Below are 15,785 nucleotides of genomic sequence, written 5' to 3' on the forward strand. Positions count from 1 at the left end.
ATCCGGGCCGAAACCCGGTCATCCATTGCCCGGCCGGGTGCAACCTGCACATACTGGCGCCCGGCCGCGCACACAGACGTACGGGGGGAACCGGGCAATGACGCAGAGCACCAGCGGGCAGGGCGGCGGGACGGCGGTCGCGGGGGACCGGCCGACCGGGGCGATGGTCCGGGTCGACAACCTGCACCGCTCCTACGGCAGCGGCGCCGCCGCCGTGCACGCGCTGCGCGGCGTCTCGTTCGAGGTGCCCCGCGGTGAACTCGTCGCCCTCAAGGGACGTTCCGGCTCCGGCAAGACCACCCTGCTCAACCTGCTCGGCGGGCTCGACCGGCCCGACGAGGGCACCATCACCGTCGACGGCACCGACGTCGTGGGCCTGGAGGAGGAGGGCCTCCTGGAGCTGCGGCGCGACCGGATCGGCTTCATCTTCCAGTCCTTCGGCCTCATCCCGATCCTCAGCGCCGCCGAGAACGTGGGCGTCCCGATGCGCCTCAAGAAGGCCGACCCGCGCGAGCGCGAGGACCGCGTCGCGCTGCTGCTCTCCCTCGTGGGCCTCGGCGACCACGCCAGGCAGCGCCCCGGTGAGCTCTCCGGCGGCCAGCAGCAGCGCGTCGCCATCGCCCGCGCGCTCGCCAACCGGCCCGCGCTGCTCATCGCGGACGAGCCCACCGGCCAGCTCGACGCCGACACCGGCCTCGCCGTGATGGAGCTGCTGCGCGCCGTCGTCCGCAGCGAGGGCGTCACCGCCCTGGTCGCCACCCACGACAGCCAGCTCCTCGGCCTCGCCGACCGCGTCCTGGAACTGAACGACGGGCGGCTCGTCGACCACGGCCCCCAAGCGATCCGCCCGTGACCCGAGGGGCGGGGCATCAGAATCGCGTCAATAGGTGACTCCCGCCCCGCCCTCACCCCCTTTGTCGGAATTGTTGGCCGTAAGGTCGACGCAGCGTACGCAGCTGAATTCTGAAAGACAATGGGGCCATGGCACGCGGCAAGCTTCGGATCTACCTCGGCGCGGCACCGGGCGTCGGCAAGACCTACGCCATGCTGTCCGAGGCGCACCGCAGGGTGGAGCGCGGCACCGACTGTGTCGTCGCCTTCGTCGAGCACCACGGCCGGCCGCGCACCGAGGTCATGCTGCACGGCCTGGAGCAGATCCAGCGCCGCGAGATCGAGTACCGCGGAAGCCTCTTCACCGAGATGGACGTCGACGCCGTCCTGGAACGCGCGCCCGCCGTCGCCCTGGTGGACGAACTCGCCCACACCAATGTCCCCGGCGCCCGCAACACCAAGCGCTGGCAGGACGTCGAGCAGCTGCTCGCGGCCGGGATCGACGTCGTGTCCACCGTCAACATCCAGCACCTGGAGTCGCTCGGCGACGTCGTCGAGTCCATAACCGGCGTACGCCAGCGCGAGACGGTCCCCGACGAGGTGGTGCGCCGGGCCGACCAGATCGAGCTCGTCGACATGTCGCCCCAGGCGCTGCGCCGCCGCATGGCGCACGGCAACATCTACAAGCCCGACAAGGTCGACGCGGCCCTGTCCAACTACTTCCGGCCCGGCAACCTCACCGCGCTGCGCGAACTCGCGCTGCTCTGGGTCGCCGACCGGGTCGACGAATACCTCCAGCAGTACCGCGGCGAGCACGACATCAAGTCCACCTGGCAGGCCCGCGAGCGCATCGTCGTCGGTCTCACCGGCGGACCGGAGGGCCGCACCCTCATCCGCCGCGCCGCCCGCATGGCCGCCAAGGGCTCCGGCAGCGAGATCCTCGCGGTGTACGTGGCCAGGAGCGACGGCCTCACCTCCGCCTCGCCCAAGGAACTCACCGTCCAGCGCACCCTCGTCGAGGACCTCGGCGGCAGCTTCCACCACGTCATAGGCGACGACATCCCGGCCTCGCTGCTCGCCTTCGCGCGCGGCGTCAACGCCACCCAGATCGTCCTCGGCTCCAGCCGCCGCAAGGCCTGGCAGTACATCCTCGGCCCCGGCGTCGGCCAGACCGTGGCCCGCGACTCCGGGCCCGACCTCGACGTCCACATCGTCACCCACGACGAGGTCGCCAAGGGCCGCGGCCTGCCCGTGGCGCGCGGCGCCCGGCTCGGGCGGGCCCGCCTGGTGTGGGGCTGGGCGGCCGGCGTGATCGGCCCCGCCCTGCTGACCGTGCTGCTCACCAACGTCGACGCGGACCTCGGGCTCGCCAACGACATGCTGCTGTTCCTGACGCTGACGGTGGCCGCGGCCCTGCTCGGCGGCCTGGCCCCGGCGCTCGCCTCGGCCGCGTTCGGCTCGTTCCTCCTGAACTACTACTTCACCCCGCCCGTCCACAAGATCACGATCGCCGATCCGAAGAACATCGTCGCCATCGTCATCTTCGTCCTGGTGGCCGTCTCGGTGGCCTCCGTCGTGGACGTCGCCGCCCGCCGCACCCACCAGGCCGCCCGGCTGCGCGCCGAATCCGAGATCCTCTCCTTCCTGGCGGGCAGCGTCCTGCGCGGCGAGACCAGCCTGGACGCCCTCCTGGAGCGGGTCCGCGAGACCTTCGCCATGGAGTCGGTCGCCCTCCTGGAGCGCGCCGGCGACATGGAGCCCTGGACGCGCGCCGGCAGCGTCGGACCCCACCCGGTCCGGCGCCCGGAGGACGCGGACGTCGACATGCCGGTCGGCGACCACATGGCGCTCGCCCTGTCCGGGCGGGTGCTGCCCGCCGAGGACCGCCGGGTGCTCGGCGCCTTCGCCGCCCAGGCCGCCGTGGTCCTGGACCGCCAGCGCCTGGTGGGGGAGGCCGAGGAGGCCCGCAAGCTCGCCGAGGGCAACCGCATCCGCACCGCGCTGCTCGCCGCCGTCAGCCACGACCTGCGCACCCCGCTCGCCTCCATCAAGGCCGCGGTCACCTCGCTGCGCTCCGACGACGTCGAATGGTCCGAGGAGGACCGCGCCGAGCTCCTCGAAGGCATCGAGGGCGGCGCCGACCGGCTCGACCACCTCGTCGGCAACCTCCTGGACATGTCCCGCCTCCAGACCGGCACCGTCACCCCGCTCATCCGCGAGATCGACCTCGACGAGGTCGTGCCCATGGCACTCGGCGGCGTCCCCGAGGACAGCGTGGTCCTCGACATCCCCGAGACGCTGCCCATGGTCGAGGTCGACCCGGGCCTGCTGGAGCGCGCCGTCGCGAACATCGTCGAGAACGCCGTCAAGTACAGCCCGCCCGACAGCCCCGTCACCGTCGCCGCCAGCGGCCTCGCCGAGCGCGTCGAGATACGCGTCACCGACCGCGGCCCCGGCGTCCCCGACACCGCCAAGGACCGCATCTTCGCGCCCTTCCAGCGCTACGGCGACGCCCCGCGCGGCGCCGGAGTCGGCCTCGGCCTCGCCGTCGCCCGGGGCTTCGCCGAGGCCATGGGCGGCACCCTGGCCGCCGAGGACACCCCCGGCGGCGGCCTCACCATGGTCCTCACCGTGCGCGCCGCCCCCGGCCCGGGCCGCACCCCCGCCGACCTCTCCGCCAAGGTCACCTCATGAACCGAACCGCATCGTCAGTCCCCCGAGAAGGCAGGTACCCCAGATGACCCGGGTGCTCGTGGTCGAGGACGAGCCGCAGATCGTGCGCGCGCTCGTGATCAACCTCAAGGCACGGAAGTACGAGGTGGACGCGGCCCCCGACGGCGCGAGTGCCCTCCAGCTCGCCGCCGCCCGCCACCCCGACGTGGTCGTGCTCGACCTCGGCCTGCCTGACATGGACGGCGTCGAGGTCATCCGGGGGCTGCGCGGCTGGACCCGGGTCCCGATCCTGGTGCTCTCCGCCCGGCACACCTCCGACGAGAAGGTCGAGGCGCTCGACGCCGGGGCCGACGACTACGTCACCAAGCCCTTCGGCATGGACGAGCTGCTCGCCCGGCTGCGCGCCGCCGTGCGCCGGGCCGAGCCGGTCGGCGGCGCGGACGGCGCCGACGACGTGGTGATGGTGGAGACCGAGGACTTCACCGTCGACCTGGCCGCCAAGAAGGTCAATCGGGACGGCCGCGACGTACGCCTCACCCCGACCGAGTGGCACCTGCTCGAAGTCCTGGTGCGCAACACGGGCCGCCTGGTCAGCCAGAAGCAGCTGCTCCAGGAGGTCTGGGGGCCCTCGTACGGCACCGAGACCAACTACCTGCGGGTCTACATGGCCCAGCTGCGCCGCAAACTGGAGCTCGACCCCTCGCACCCGCGCCACTTCATCACCGAGCCGGGCATGGGCTACCGCTTCGAACGCTGACCCCGCGCGCCCCGGCCGGGCCGGCCGTGGCGCGCGGGGGCGCGACCAGGTCCGTGCTGACCACACGCGTTGATTCCGCAGGGGCGTCCCCGGTTACGCTTTCTGTATGAGTGCTGACCTTCGTACCGAGAAGCCCGCGGGGCGCTTCCGCCGGATGCTCGACCGGCTGTCCACCTCGCAGGAGGACCTGCACTCCGCGGAACTGCAGGAGGACGCGCAGGCCACGGGGTGCACCCGCATCTCCGAGTGCAGTGACCGCCAGATAGTCAAGGTGACTGGTACCTTGCGGACCGTCACCCTGCGCCCGCGGGCGGGCGTGCCGGCGCTCGAGGCCGAGCTCTTCGACGGCACCGCCCCGCTGGACGTGGTGTGGCTGGGACGGCGCTCGATCGTGGGCATCGAGCCGGGCCGCAAGCTCATCGCTTCGGGCCGGATCTCCATGAGCCACGGCCGGCGGGTGCTGTTCAACCCCAAATACGAACTCCGACCGCTCGGACAGGAGTAGCCGGTGACGTCAGTCGACAAGCCGACCACCACCCCCACCTCCACCCCGCCCGCCGACGCGAAAGCCGTGACCGAGGCCGCGCTCTTCGAGGCGTTCGGCGGGGTGCGCGGCATGGTGGAGACGGTCCTCCCGGGACTGCTCTTCGTCACGATCTTCACGGTGAACAAGGACCTGCACACCTCGGCGATCGCCGCCCTCGCGGTGTCGCTGCTGCTCGTCGTGGTCCGCCTGGTCCGCAAGGACACCATGAAGCACGCCTTCAGCGGCGTCTTCGGCGTGGCCTTCGGCGTGGTCTTCGCGATGATGACGGGCAACGCGAAGGACTTCTACCTGCCGGGCATGCTCTACACCCTCGGCCTGGCCCTCGCGTACATCGTCACCACCCTCTGCGGGGTACCGCTGATCGGGCTGATCCTCGGCCCGGTCTTCAAGGAGAACCTGTCCTGGCGCACCCGCAACCCGGGCCGCAAGTCCGCGTACGCGAAGGCCAGTTGGGCCTGGGGGCTCATCCTGCTCGCCAAGTGCGCGATCCTCTTCCCGCTGTACTGGTGGGCCAACACCTCGCAGCTCGGCTGGGTGTTGATCGCCCTGAAGATCCCGCCGTTCCTCCTCGCGGTCTGGCTCACCTGGGTCTTCCTCGCGAAGGCCCCGGCGCCCATCGACGTCTTCGCCGAGATGGAGGCCGAGGAGGCCGCCGAGAAGGCCCGCAAGGCCGCCGCGGCCGGCGAAGCGTAGCCGCCGCACCGCACACGACGAAGGGCCCGGAACCGCGACGGTTCCGGGCCCTTTCGCGCGGGATCAGGCCTCGCGGCGGACCGAGAGGAGGTCCTCCAGCTGCTCCTCGCGGGCCTGCGCGGCCACGAACAGCAGCTCGTCGCCCGCCTCCAGGGTCTCCTCCTGGCTCGGCGTCAGGACCCGCGTGCCACGGATGATCGTGACGAGCGAGGTGTCCTCCGGCCAGGCCACGTCGCCGACCTGCGTGCCGGCCAGCGCCGACTCCGGCGGCAGCGTCAGCTCGACCAGGTTGGCGTCGCCGTGGCTGAAGCGCAGCAGCCGTACGAGATCGCCGACGCTCACCGCCTCCTCGACCAGCGCCGACATCAGGCGCGGCGTCGAGACGGCGACGTCCACGCCCCACGACTCGTTGAACAGCCACTCGTTCTTCGGGTTGTTGACCCGGGCCACCACCCGCGGCACCCCGTACTCGGTCTTCGCGAGCAGCGAGACGACCAGGTTCACCTTGTCGTCGCCGGTGGCCGCGATGACCACGTTGCAGCGCTGGAGCGCCGCCTCGTCGAGCGAGGTGATCTCGCAGGCGTCCGCGAGCAGCCACTCGGCCAGCGGCACCCGCTCCACCGAGATGGCGGTGGGCGCCTTGTCGACCAGGAGCACCTCGTGCCCGTTCTCCAGGAGCTCGCCCGCGATGGAACGGCCCACCGCGCCGGCCCCGGCAATCGCCACGCGCATCAGTGACCGCCCTCCTCGGGACCCTGGGCGAACGCCGCCTCGACCTTTTCGACCTCGTCGGTACGCATCATGACGTGCACCAGGTCGCCCTCCTGCAGGACCGTCTGGGACGTCGGAAGGACCGCTTCGCCCAGCCGGGTGAGGAACGCGACGCGCACGCCGGTCTCCTCCTGCAACTTGCTGATCTTGTGGCCGATCCAGGCGGTCGAGGTGTGCACCTCGGCCAGCTGCACGCCACCGCTCGGGTCGCGCCACAAGGGCTCCGCGCCGGACGGCAGCAGCCGCCGCAGCATCTGGTCGGCGGTCCAGCTGACCGTGGCGACCGTCGGGATGCCGAGCCGCTGGTAGACCTCGGCACGGCGCGGGTCGTAGATCCGGGCCGCCACGTTCTCGATGCCGAACATCTCGCGCGCCACCCGGGCCGCGATGATGTTGGAGTTGTCGCCGCTGGAGACCGCCGCGAACGCGCCGGCCTCCTCGATCCCCGCCTCACGCAGGGTGTCCTGGTCGAAGCCGACGCCCGTGACCCGGCGCCCGCCGAAGCCCGAACCCAGCCGACGGAAGGCCGTGGGGTCCTGGTCGATCACCGCGACCGTATGCCCCTGCTGTTCCAGGGTCTGCGCGAGAGCGGCTCCCACTCGCCCGCAGCCCATGATGACGATGTGCACGTCCCCTTACCCCGCACTCCTGGTCGCCCCGATGACCTGCGCAAACACCCTGCTCACTACTTCCTTCTCGGCTAGCCGGGCAACAGCGTGGCAACAGAAATCCACGTTGCCGCCTGATGAGCTTATGCGGACCGCCCCGCGACGCACTCACTCAGTGCCTCCAGCACGCACCACCGTCGGCGGGAGCCGGGTGGGCCTTATCGAGACAGAGCGCTTACGATCCTCTGCGTGTCCAAACTGACCGACGTGCCCAAACGGATCCTGATCGGCCGGGCGCTGCGCAGCGACAAGCTGGGAGAAACGCTCCTCCCCAAGCGCATCGCACTTCCCGTCTTTGCCTCCGACCCGCTCTCGTCCGTTGCGTACGCGCCCGGAGAAGTCCTCCTGGTGCTCTCCGTGGCGGGTGTGTCGGCGTACCACTTCAGCCCCTGGATCGCGGTCGCGGTCGTGGTGCTGATGTTCACCGTGGTCGCCTCCTACCGGCAGAACGTGCACGCCTACCCGAGCGGCGGCGGCGACTACGAGGTCGCCACCACCAACCTCGGGCCCAAGGCCGGACTCACCGTCGCCTCCGCCCTGCTCGTCGACTACGTGCTGACCGTGGCCGTCTCGATCGCCTCCGGCATCGAGAACCTCGGCTCCGCGATCCCCTTCGTCGTCCAGCACAAGGTGCTGTGCGCCGTCGCCGTCATTGTGCTCCTCACCCTGATGAACCTGCGCGGGGTCAAGGAGTCGGGCAAGCTCTTCGCGATCCCCACGTACGTCTTCGTCGCCGGCGTCTTCATCATGATCGCCTGGGGCGCCTACCGGGGCCTCGTCATGGGCGACACCATGAAGGCGCCCACCGCCGACTACACGATCCGGGCCGAGCACCAGGGCCTGGCCGGCTTCGCCCTCGTCTTCCTGTTGCTGCGCGCCTTCTCCTCCGGCTGCGCCGCGCTCACCGGCGTCGAGGCGATCAGCAACGGCGTCCCCGCCTTCCGCAAGCCCAAGTCGAAGAACGCCGCCAGCACCCTGGCCCTCATGGGCGCCCTGGCCGTCACCATGTTCTGCGGCATCATCGCGCTGGCCATGAGCACCCATGTGCGGATGGCCGAGAAGCCCGGCGAGGACCTGCTGCACAACGGCGCCCCGGTCGGCTCCGGATACGTCCAGAACCCGGTGATCTCCCAGGTGGCCGAGGCCGTCTTCGGCAACGGCAGCTTCCTGTTCATCGTGCTCGCCGCGGCCACCGCGCTGGTCCTGTTCCTCGCCGCGAACACCGCGTACAACGGCTTCCCGCTGCTCGGCTCGATCCTCGCCCAGGACCGCTACCTGCCCCGCCAGCTGCACACCCGCGGCGACCGGCTCGCGTTCTCCAACGGCATCGTGCTGCTGGCCGGCGCCGCCGTGCTGCTTGTCGTGATCTACGGCGCGGACTCGACCCGGCTGATCCAGCTGTACATCGTCGGCGTCTTCGTGTCGTTCACGCTCAGCCAGACCGGCATGGTCCGCCACTGGAACCGCCACCTGGCCACCGAGACCGACCCGGCCAAGCGCCGCCGCATGATCCGCTCCCGCGCGATCAACGCGTTCGGCGCCTTCTTCACCGGCCTGGTGCTCGTGGTGGTCCTGGCCACGAAGTTCACCCACGGCGCCTGGGTCGCGCTGCTCGGCATGGTCATCTTCTACGGAACGATGACCGCGATCCGCAAGCACTACGACCGGGTCTCCGAGGAGATCGCGGCCCCCGACGAGCCCTCCGACGACAGCCTGCGGCCCTCCCGCGTGCACTCGATCGTGCTGGTCTCCAAGGTGCACCGCCCCACCCTGCGCGCCCTGGCCTACGCCAAGCTGATGCGCTCCGACCAGCTCGAAGCCCTGTCGATCTCGGTCGACCCGGCCGAGACCAAGGCGCTCAAGGAGGAGTGGGAGCGGCGCGGCATCAACGTACCGCTCAAGATCCTCGACTCGCCCTACCGCGAGATCACCCGCCCGATCATCGAGTACGTGCGGGGCCTGCGCCGCGAGAGCCCGCGCGACGCGATCAGCGTGTTCATCCCCGAGTACGTGGTCGGCCACTGGTACGAGCACCTGCTGCACAACCAGAGCGCCCTGCGCCTCAAGGGCCGCCTCCTGTTCACCCCCGGCGTCATGGTGACCTCCGTCCCCTACCAGCTGGAGTCCTCCGAGGCCGCCAAGAAGCGGGCCCGCAGGCGCGCCGACTGGAACGCGCCCGGTTCGGTGCGACGGGGTCCGGTGTCCCGGCCCAAGGAGCCGAGCAACAAGAGCTGAGCGGCGCGGTCCGACCGGCCGCCCGCCGTTTCCCCCTCTTCCCCCCTGGAGTCACCCACCCATGCAGCAGAACGCACCCGAGCCGTCGCTGTCGTCGCTGGTCGGGGAGGAGTACGAGGTCGAGGTCGGCCCCGTCGCGCACGGCGGCCACTGCATCGCCCGCACCGCCGAGGGCCGCGTCCTGTTCGTACGCCACGCCCTGCCCGGCGAGAAGATCGTCGCCCGCGTCACCGAGGGCGAGAGCGACTCCCGCTTCCTGCGCGCGGACGCGGTGCGGATCCTGGAGGCGTCCAAGGACCGGGTCGAGGCGCCCTGCCCCTTCGCCGGTCCCGGCAAGTGCGGCGGCTGCGACTGGCAGCACGCCAAGCCCGGCGCCCAGCGCCGCCTCAAGGGCGACGTCCTCACCGAGCAGCTCCAGCGCCTCGCGGGCCTCACGCCCGAGCAGGCCGGCTGGGACGGCACGGTCATGCCCGCCGAGGGCGACAAGCTGCCCGCGGGCCAGGTCCCGGCATGGCGCACCCGCGTCCAGTACGCGATCGACGACGAGGGCCGCGCGGGCCTGCGCAAGCACCGCTCGCACGACGTCCAGCCGGTCGACCACTGCATGATCGCCTCGCCGGGCGTGACGGAGCTGGGCATCGAGAAGCGCGAGTGGCCGCAGCTGGCCTCGGTCGAGGCGATCGCGGCCTCCGGCTCGCACGACCGCCAGGTCGTCCTCACCCCGAACCCGGGCGGGCGCCTGCCCCTGGTCGAGCTCGACAAGCCCGTATCGGTGCTCCGGGTCGAGGAGAAGGACGGCGGAATCCACCGCGTCCACGGCCGCGGCTTCGTCCGCGAGCGCGCGGACGGCCGCACCTACCGCGTCGGCATGGGCGGCTTCTGGCAGGTCCACCCCCAGGCACCGGACACCCTGGTCAAGGCCGTGATGCAGGGCCTGATGCCGCGCAAGGGCGAGATGGCGCTCGACCTGTACTGCGGCGTCGGCCTGTTCGCGGGCGCGATCGCCGAGCGCGTCGGCGAGACCGGCGCGGTGCTCGGCATCGAGTCCTCCAAGCGCGCCGTGGAGGACGCCCGCCACAACCTGGCCGACCTGCCCCGCGTCCGCGTGGAACACGGCAAGGTCGAGCAGGTGCTGCCCCGCACCAAGATCACCGAAGCGGACCTGATCGTCCTGGACCCGCCCCGCGCGGGCGCCGGCAAGCAGACCGTCAAACACCTGGCAGCCCTGGGCGCCCGCCGCATCGCCTACGTGGCCTGCGACCCCGCAGCCCTGGCCCGCGACCTGGCGTACTTCGCGGAGGCGGGGTACAAGCCGCGGACGCTGCGGGCGTTTGATCTGTTTCCTATGACCCACCACGTGGAGTGCGTGGCGATCCTTGAGCCCGCTGAAAAGGGCCGCTGACCTGGCGTTTCTCCGAGTGTGCGTTATGGGCGTTACGTGCGCTACGTGCGATATCTTGACGCATATTCGACGCACGTGACGCACGTTTGACGCACGGACGGCGCGAATTCTGATGGGCCAGGCATCCATGCTTGGCGACCGCCGAGTGGAGTGCTCAGCTGTAGTCGTCGGCACATAGACGCGGCTGGGGCAGGGGCTGCCGAGCCATTGGCAGGCCCTCCCCGCCGCTTCTCAGCAGTGACGTTCCGTGAACCTCGGTTGGTGTCCGGTGTCCTTCGGCCTCAGCGGCGGTGATCAGCGTCTGGGCGGGTCGGAGGGCACGTCCTTGGACGGGCTTGGTCAAGCCCAGTCGATGGGTCTCGTTTTGCACGGCCCGGACCGCAGCGTGCGGCTGCGAGCGCGACAGTACGAGGGAGGGCAAGGCTCCGGGCGGGAATGCCGACGAGCTTGATCTAGTACCCGCTACGGCACCAACCCCCGTACGGCTCCTTCGTCTCGGGGATCCTTCCCAGACCTGCGTGCAGCGGCGACCCCGGGCAGGCGACTTCTCCAAGTCCGGAACGCCTCCGCTCTTGACGATCCGGCCGCCCGCCTCCGCGAGCTCCTGCGGCAGCTGTGCTCCGTGAACGTCGCACGATGCTGTGAAGGAGAGCTTGGATTTCGTGCGGAGGCCGGAGTCTCCCGTGCTCCGATGGATGATGGCCGTTGCGTAGCGTCAGCCCGGCTCTTCCGCGGGCGCGACCCACGGGGAGGGTACGTGCCGTACGTCAGGTAGTGCTGGACGGGGCTCGTCAGAGCGACACTCCACTGCCCACCCTTGCGGGAGACCGTGACCGGTCCCGGTTCTGCAGTGCCTGACAGGTCCTCTCTTGCGTGAACTTGTCTCCCAGACGCCGGCAGGACTCCCGGCTGCCACCCACTCAAGTACCGCAAGCTGACGTTTGTTGACCGGCCGTTCCAAGGGTTCGCCCTCGACTTATGCCTTACCTGATGGGGCGGATGGTGTCAGTGATCGTGGTGCAGGGCGGCTGCTGCGTGGAGGCTCACCAGCAGGGGTAGCCAGTGACGCCTTTGCGGGCCATCTGCCTGACGGAAGGGTGTGTGAAGGCGTAAATGCACGGCATGAAGGTCTGTCCTTCGCGGACGCGGATCAGGCGCCTGTGTCGACGGACGGAATGCCGACCACGGACACGTCGATGCCCTGGGCGCGCAGCGCACGGGCTGCCTGCAGCAGGGAGACCTGGGCGAAGGTGAACAGGTTCGCCGTCGTCAGGTCCTTCCCGCTCTTGAGCGAGATGGCGTAGACGACCTTCCTCGGGGTGAAGTCCTCGCCGACGGGGTGCCCCGGGCGCCGTTCCCGTACGCGCCGGACGAACTCGGCGCGCGCCTCCGCATCGAAGCGCAGGGCGTCGGCGGAGATCCTGCCCTGGGCGAAGAGGTGGCTGAGCGGAGCCGAGGAGGCGGCCCTCTTGACGTGGATGAGGGTCCCGTCCTCGGAGAGCAGGTCCGCGGCTTCGAAACCGTGCGGATGCAGGGCGGTCTGGATGAGCCGACGATCCAGGCAGAGGTAACCGTGCTTCGCCGCTTCCAGGTCGTACTCCTCCTCCGTCGCGAGGTCAGTCGTCCAGGCTGGCAGCGGACAGCCGGCCGGTGCGGTGAGCAGGGTGTCTACCTCGCTCCGGATGCCCTCCAGATACTGGTCCCCGATCTCGAACCAGCGCCCCTCGTGGTGGAAGTAGCGGCTGGAGCCGAGCGGGATCTCGGCCGTGATCCATTTGCGGGCCTTCACCTGGGAGCTCACCGGATCCGTGCCCTCCTCGTCCCGGTGCATCTGTATATAGCCCGCGGACAGGGCTTCCAGGCGCTTGCCGGATGGGAGGGCGTCGAGCAGCTCCAGGATGTCTTCGATCGCCGGAGAAGGCATGAGGCGGCGGACGGTCCCGACCTTCACCTGGTAGGAGAGCGCGGCGTCCTCCTGGTCGAGGCAGGCCGTGGGGACGGTCAGAGCCAGCGATCCGGTATCCGTCGAGGCGCCCAGTAGCTCGTCCAGACGGGCCTCCAGGACGCTGCGCCGCGGGTCTCCGCTCTTGAGCGGCCGGACACGGGCGATGGCCTCGAATTCCGGCGCGGGAGACTGGCGGGCGAGGATCGCCCGAACCTGTGTGAGGTCGTGAATCAGGTCCTTGGGCTGCGCGCCGAGATGGATCTTCAGGGCGTCCGTGCCGGCGACCTGAGCCGTTCGCTTGCTGTGCTTCCCGATCGTGAGCTCAGTCGAACTCATGATGCCGACCAGTCGGCTCACCACCTCTCCGTACTCCTCGATGGGGAACGCGCGGATGTGCTGGCCCTGGGCGGCCGAGCTCCGGTCCGTGCGGCCTCTGGCGTCCATCAGGCTGTGCGTGACCTGGCGGATGGCGTCGGGCTGCGCGGCGCGCAGGACGAAGTCGAAGCCGAAGCCGGGGGAGATCCTGCTCTGGTCGAGCAGTAGATGCCCCATGCCGAATGTGAGAGCGAAGACGTCGTCGGCGATGGGGAGGAGCAGGGCGCACGCCGATGTGCGGTTCTCCACGGGCGGCTTCAGCCCGGTGAGGGTGTGCACCGCAGAGGTCCAGTCGGGCGGCCGGTGGTGGCCGATCACACCGTGGCCCAGGAGGGCGGGAGTGTCCCCGGTTGTCACGTCCTCGACGACGAAGGAGTGATCGCGTTCGTACCTGGCGTTGAGCGCGGCGCGAAGGGCCGCGGGGGACGTGCCCGTGTCGCGGAGCAGGTAGAGGGTGCTGCGCCGGGTCTTGGGGGCGGTGGCAGGGCTGTGGGTGATGGTCGGGTCGAGCGGCATCGGGACTCCAGGGGGGTGAGTTGAAGGCTGCTGCTAACGGCAGCCAATAGCTGTCCTCGCGAAAGCACTGTCAAACATGTATTGCCGTTGGGCTTGTGGTGTAAGGTGTGAGCTGTCTGCCCCAAGGAGAGGTGTCGTCCGGTCATGCCCGAGACAACAGTCCACGTGACAGCCGCGGAGATCTCTCGCATCGCCGGTGTCACCCGGGCCACCGTCAGCAACTGGCGCCGACGGCACGCCGACTTCCCCGCTCCATCCGGCGGCACGGAGACCAGTCCGCTCTACGACCTCGGGGCGGTCCAGGTATGGCTCGGCTCACGCGGTCACACCCAGGTAGCCGACCCCCGCGAGGAACTGCGCACCGCGGTCCGCTTCCAGGCGTCCGACTCGGACCGGACGACCGGCCGCATCGGCTTCGTCCTCACGCTCGCCCGCCGCTCCCCGGACGAGACGGCGGCGCTCGCCGACCTCACGGACGCCGAGCTCGTCGTTCGCGCCGATGAGGAGGTGGCTGAGCTCCTGGCCTCGCTCCCCGGCCCGACGCCCGCAAGTCCCTTGTTCTCTGCGTCCGACGGCCCCACCCTGCGTGCACTCCTTCGCTGCGTACGTGAGGAAGGCGGTCCGGCCGCCCTCGCGGTACTCGCGGAAAGAGAACTGGAGGACAGCGCCGCGCCCGGCGTCTACGGCACCCCCGAACCCTTGGCACAGCTGGCTGCGGGGTTGCTACCTGCCGAGGTCGCGCGCGTGCTGGACCCGGCCTGCGGCAGCGGCGCGCTTCTGGCAGCCACCGCCGGGCGTGGCGCCACTGCCCTCCTCGGCCAGGACTCCGTACCCGTCCAGGCCCAGCGCGCCACGGTCGTGCTGAGCCTCGCCGCGCCACAGGCCGAGGTCACCGTACGGATCGGAGACAGCCTGCGCGCGGACGCCTTCGGCGGCCTGACGGTGGATGCTGTGGTGTGCAACCCGCCGTACGGAGATCGCGACTGGGGCCACGACGAGCTCGCCTATGACCCGCGCTGGGCCTACGGCGTACCCGCCCGGTCGGAATCCGAGCTCGCCTGGGTCCAACACTGCCTCGCCCACCTCGGCCCCGGCGGCTGGGCCGTGCTGATCCTGCCGCCCGCCACCGCCTCCCGCCCCTCCGGGCGCCGGGTGCGGGCGGAGCTGGTGCGCGGCGGCGCCTTGCGGGCCGTACTGGCTCTGCCGGCCGGGGCCGCACCGCCCCTGCACGTGGGCTTGCAGCTGTGGGTACTGCTCCGGCCCGAGCCGGGCGGCCCGGAGCGGGGGTCAGTGCTGTTCGTCGACACGGCCGGGTCTGCGACGCCGGGCACCAGGGAACAGACGGCGGGCTCGTCGCGGACGGGTTCCTCCCGTGCCCCGATCGACTGGGCCGGCCTGACGGCCCGGACGCTCGCCCACTGGGAGGCCTTCACCGCAGACCCGGACGGCTTCGTCGCCGAGCCCGGCGCCGCGCAGGCGGTGCCCGTGGTCGACCTCCTCGACGATCTCGTTGACCTCACCCCCGCCCGCCAGGTCCGGGTCGCCCCGGCGGACGTCGACCCGGCCGAGCTGTCCGCCCGTACTGACACCGGCCGCCGCGAGCTGACCGAAGCCGCCCGCTCCCTCCTCGACGCGGCGGATCTGACCGGCTGGAGCGAACCCGGCACATCCGCCCGGGACTGGCGTACGGCCACCGCCTCCGACCTCGTCCGGGGCGGCGCCCTGACCCTGCTCCGCACGGTGCCGGACCCGAAGGGCGCGGAGTCGGATGGTGGCCCCTCCGCCCCAGCACCACCGGTCCTTACAGGCGCGGACATCGCCCGCGGCACGGGGCCTAGCGGAGTCCCGGCGGAACTCCGCTCCGAGGCCGCACCGGTGATCGCCGTCGGCGACGTCCTCGTACGGGGGATCGCGGGCGGTACTGGCTCGATGTGCCGGGTCGCCGACGAGGGGGACGCGGGCGCGCTCCTCGGCCCCCACGTCCATCTGCTCCGGCCGGACCCGACCCGCCTGGATTCCTGGTTCCTGGCCGGATTCATTGATGCGGCGGACAACATCGCGGGGGCCTCGACGGGCAGCACGGTCCTCCACGTCGTACCGGGCCGGCTACGGATCCCCCTCCTGCCGCTGGAGGAGCAGCGCCGCTACGGCGAGGCGTTCCGGCACGTCCACGAACTGCGCGCGCGGGCCCGGCAGGCGGCGCGGCTCGCGGAGGAGACGGCTGCTCTGCTGACTGGCGGCCTCACGGGCGGCGCGCTGATCCCTGCCGCGGCCCTGCCCCCTGCCGACACCGGCCCGGCCTGAACCGCACCTGAACTTCGCACGCATGCAACACACTTGTCCGCACCCGCTCCGGTTGGGCGGGACGGTCC

11 protein-coding genes are annotated in these 15,785 nt (G+C 71.0%); 8 read left to right on the top strand and 3 right to left on the bottom strand.

The features are described from left to right. Positions 1–97 precede the first annotated feature (97 nt). From AC07F3_RS31145 to AC07F3_RS31165, 5 genes are all read left to right on the top strand, one after another. Positions 98–853, top strand: coding sequence for an ABC transporter ATP-binding protein (locus AC07F3_RS31145; protein ID WP_479117752.1), 756 nt, complete (start codon positions 98–100; stop codon positions 851–853). Positions 854–981: 128 nt separating this feature from the next. After that, complete coding sequence (locus AC07F3_RS31150; RefSeq protein ID WP_479117753.1) at positions 982–3,525, top strand: DUF4118 domain-containing protein; 2,544 nt, start codon at positions 982–984, stop codon at positions 3,523–3,525. 43 nt (positions 3,526–3,568) lie between these two features. Continuing rightward, the gene (locus AC07F3_RS31155; RefSeq protein ID WP_479117754.1) at positions 3,569–4,261 is read left to right on the top strand and encodes a response regulator; all 693 of its coding nucleotides are present in this window, start codon (positions 3,569–3,571) and stop codon (positions 4,259–4,261) included. A 106-nt stretch (positions 4,262–4,367) separates the two neighbouring features. Then, on the top strand, positions 4,368–4,766 hold the full coding sequence (locus tag AC07F3_RS31160) for an OB-fold nucleic acid binding domain-containing protein (protein WP_329462579.1): 399 nt from the start codon (positions 4,368–4,370) through the stop codon (positions 4,764–4,766). Positions 4,767–4,769: 3 nt separating this feature from the next. Then, the gene (locus tag AC07F3_RS31165) at positions 4,770–5,501 is read left to right on the top strand and encodes a DUF3159 domain-containing protein (RefSeq protein ID WP_479117755.1); all 732 of its coding nucleotides are present in this window, start codon (positions 4,770–4,772) and stop codon (positions 5,499–5,501) included. Positions 5,502–5,564: 63 nt separating this feature from the next. On the opposite strand, the gene AC07F3_RS31170 is transcribed toward AC07F3_RS31165, so the two are convergent. Next, a complete protein-coding gene (locus AC07F3_RS31170; RefSeq protein ID WP_479117756.1) occupies positions 5,565–6,233 on the bottom strand; it encodes a potassium channel family protein in 669 nt (222 codons plus the stop codon). Further along, positions 6,233–6,901, bottom strand: a complete 669-nt coding sequence (locus tag AC07F3_RS31175) for a potassium channel family protein (RefSeq protein ID WP_189965509.1) — start codon at positions 6,899–6,901, stop codon at positions 6,233–6,235. The genes AC07F3_RS31170 and AC07F3_RS31175 overlap by 1 nt, the downstream gene beginning before the upstream one ends. A gap of 228 nt (positions 6,902–7,129) precedes the next feature. Between AC07F3_RS31175 and AC07F3_RS31180 the strand changes: the two genes are divergently transcribed. Together AC07F3_RS31180 and AC07F3_RS31185 are read left to right on the top strand one after the other, a co-directional pair. Beyond that, positions 7,130–9,175, top strand: coding sequence for an APC family permease (locus AC07F3_RS31180; protein WP_479117757.1), 2,046 nt, complete (start codon positions 7,130–7,132; stop codon positions 9,173–9,175). Positions 9,176–9,236: 61 nt separating this feature from the next. Beyond that, a complete protein-coding gene (locus AC07F3_RS31185) occupies positions 9,237–10,577 on the top strand; it encodes a class I SAM-dependent RNA methyltransferase (protein ID WP_479117758.1) in 1,341 nt (446 codons plus the stop codon). Between the two features lie 1,150 nt (positions 10,578–11,727). Here the strand turns inward: AC07F3_RS31185 and AC07F3_RS31190 are convergent. Beyond that, positions 11,728–13,413 carry a DUF6119 family protein gene (locus tag AC07F3_RS31190; protein ID WP_479117759.1) on the bottom strand — a complete coding sequence of 562 codons (1,686 nt, stop codon included), beginning with the start codon at positions 13,411–13,413 and terminating at the stop codon, positions 11,728–11,730. Positions 13,414–13,557: 144 nt separating this feature from the next. Here AC07F3_RS31190 and AC07F3_RS31195 point away from each other — a divergent pair, with 144 nt between their 5' ends. Further along, positions 13,558–15,717, top strand: a complete 2,160-nt coding sequence (locus AC07F3_RS31195; RefSeq protein ID WP_479117760.1) for an N-6 DNA methylase — start codon at positions 13,558–13,560, stop codon at positions 15,715–15,717. Positions 15,718–15,785 lie beyond the last annotated feature (68 nt).

Source organism: Streptomyces sp. NPDC045846 (assembly GCF_056431605.1).

Coding starts and splice junctions, on each gene's coding strand:
- AC07F3_RS31190 (WP_479117759.1), bottom strand. CDS start 13,413: ATGCCGCTCGACCCGACCATCACCCACAGCCCTGCCACCGCCCCCAAG.
- AC07F3_RS31150 (WP_479117753.1), top strand. CDS start 982: ATGGCACGCGGCAAGCTTCGGATCTACCTCGGCGCGGCACCGGGCGTC.
- AC07F3_RS31160 (WP_329462579.1), top strand. CDS start 4,368: ATGAGTGCTGACCTTCGTACCGAGAAGCCCGCGGGGCGCTTCCGCCGG.
- AC07F3_RS31185 (WP_479117758.1), top strand. CDS start 9,237: ATGCAGCAGAACGCACCCGAGCCGTCGCTGTCGTCGCTGGTCGGGGAG.
- AC07F3_RS31170 (WP_479117756.1), bottom strand. CDS start 6,233: ATGCGCGTGGCGATTGCCGGGGCCGGCGCGGTGGGCCGTTCCATCGCG.
- AC07F3_RS31195 (WP_479117760.1), top strand. CDS start 13,558: ATGCCCGAGACAACAGTCCACGTGACAGCCGCGGAGATCTCTCGCATC.
- AC07F3_RS31145 (WP_479117752.1), top strand. CDS start 98: ATGACGCAGAGCACCAGCGGGCAGGGCGGCGGGACGGCGGTCGCGGGG.
- AC07F3_RS31155 (WP_479117754.1), top strand. CDS start 3,569: ATGACCCGGGTGCTCGTGGTCGAGGACGAGCCGCAGATCGTGCGCGCG.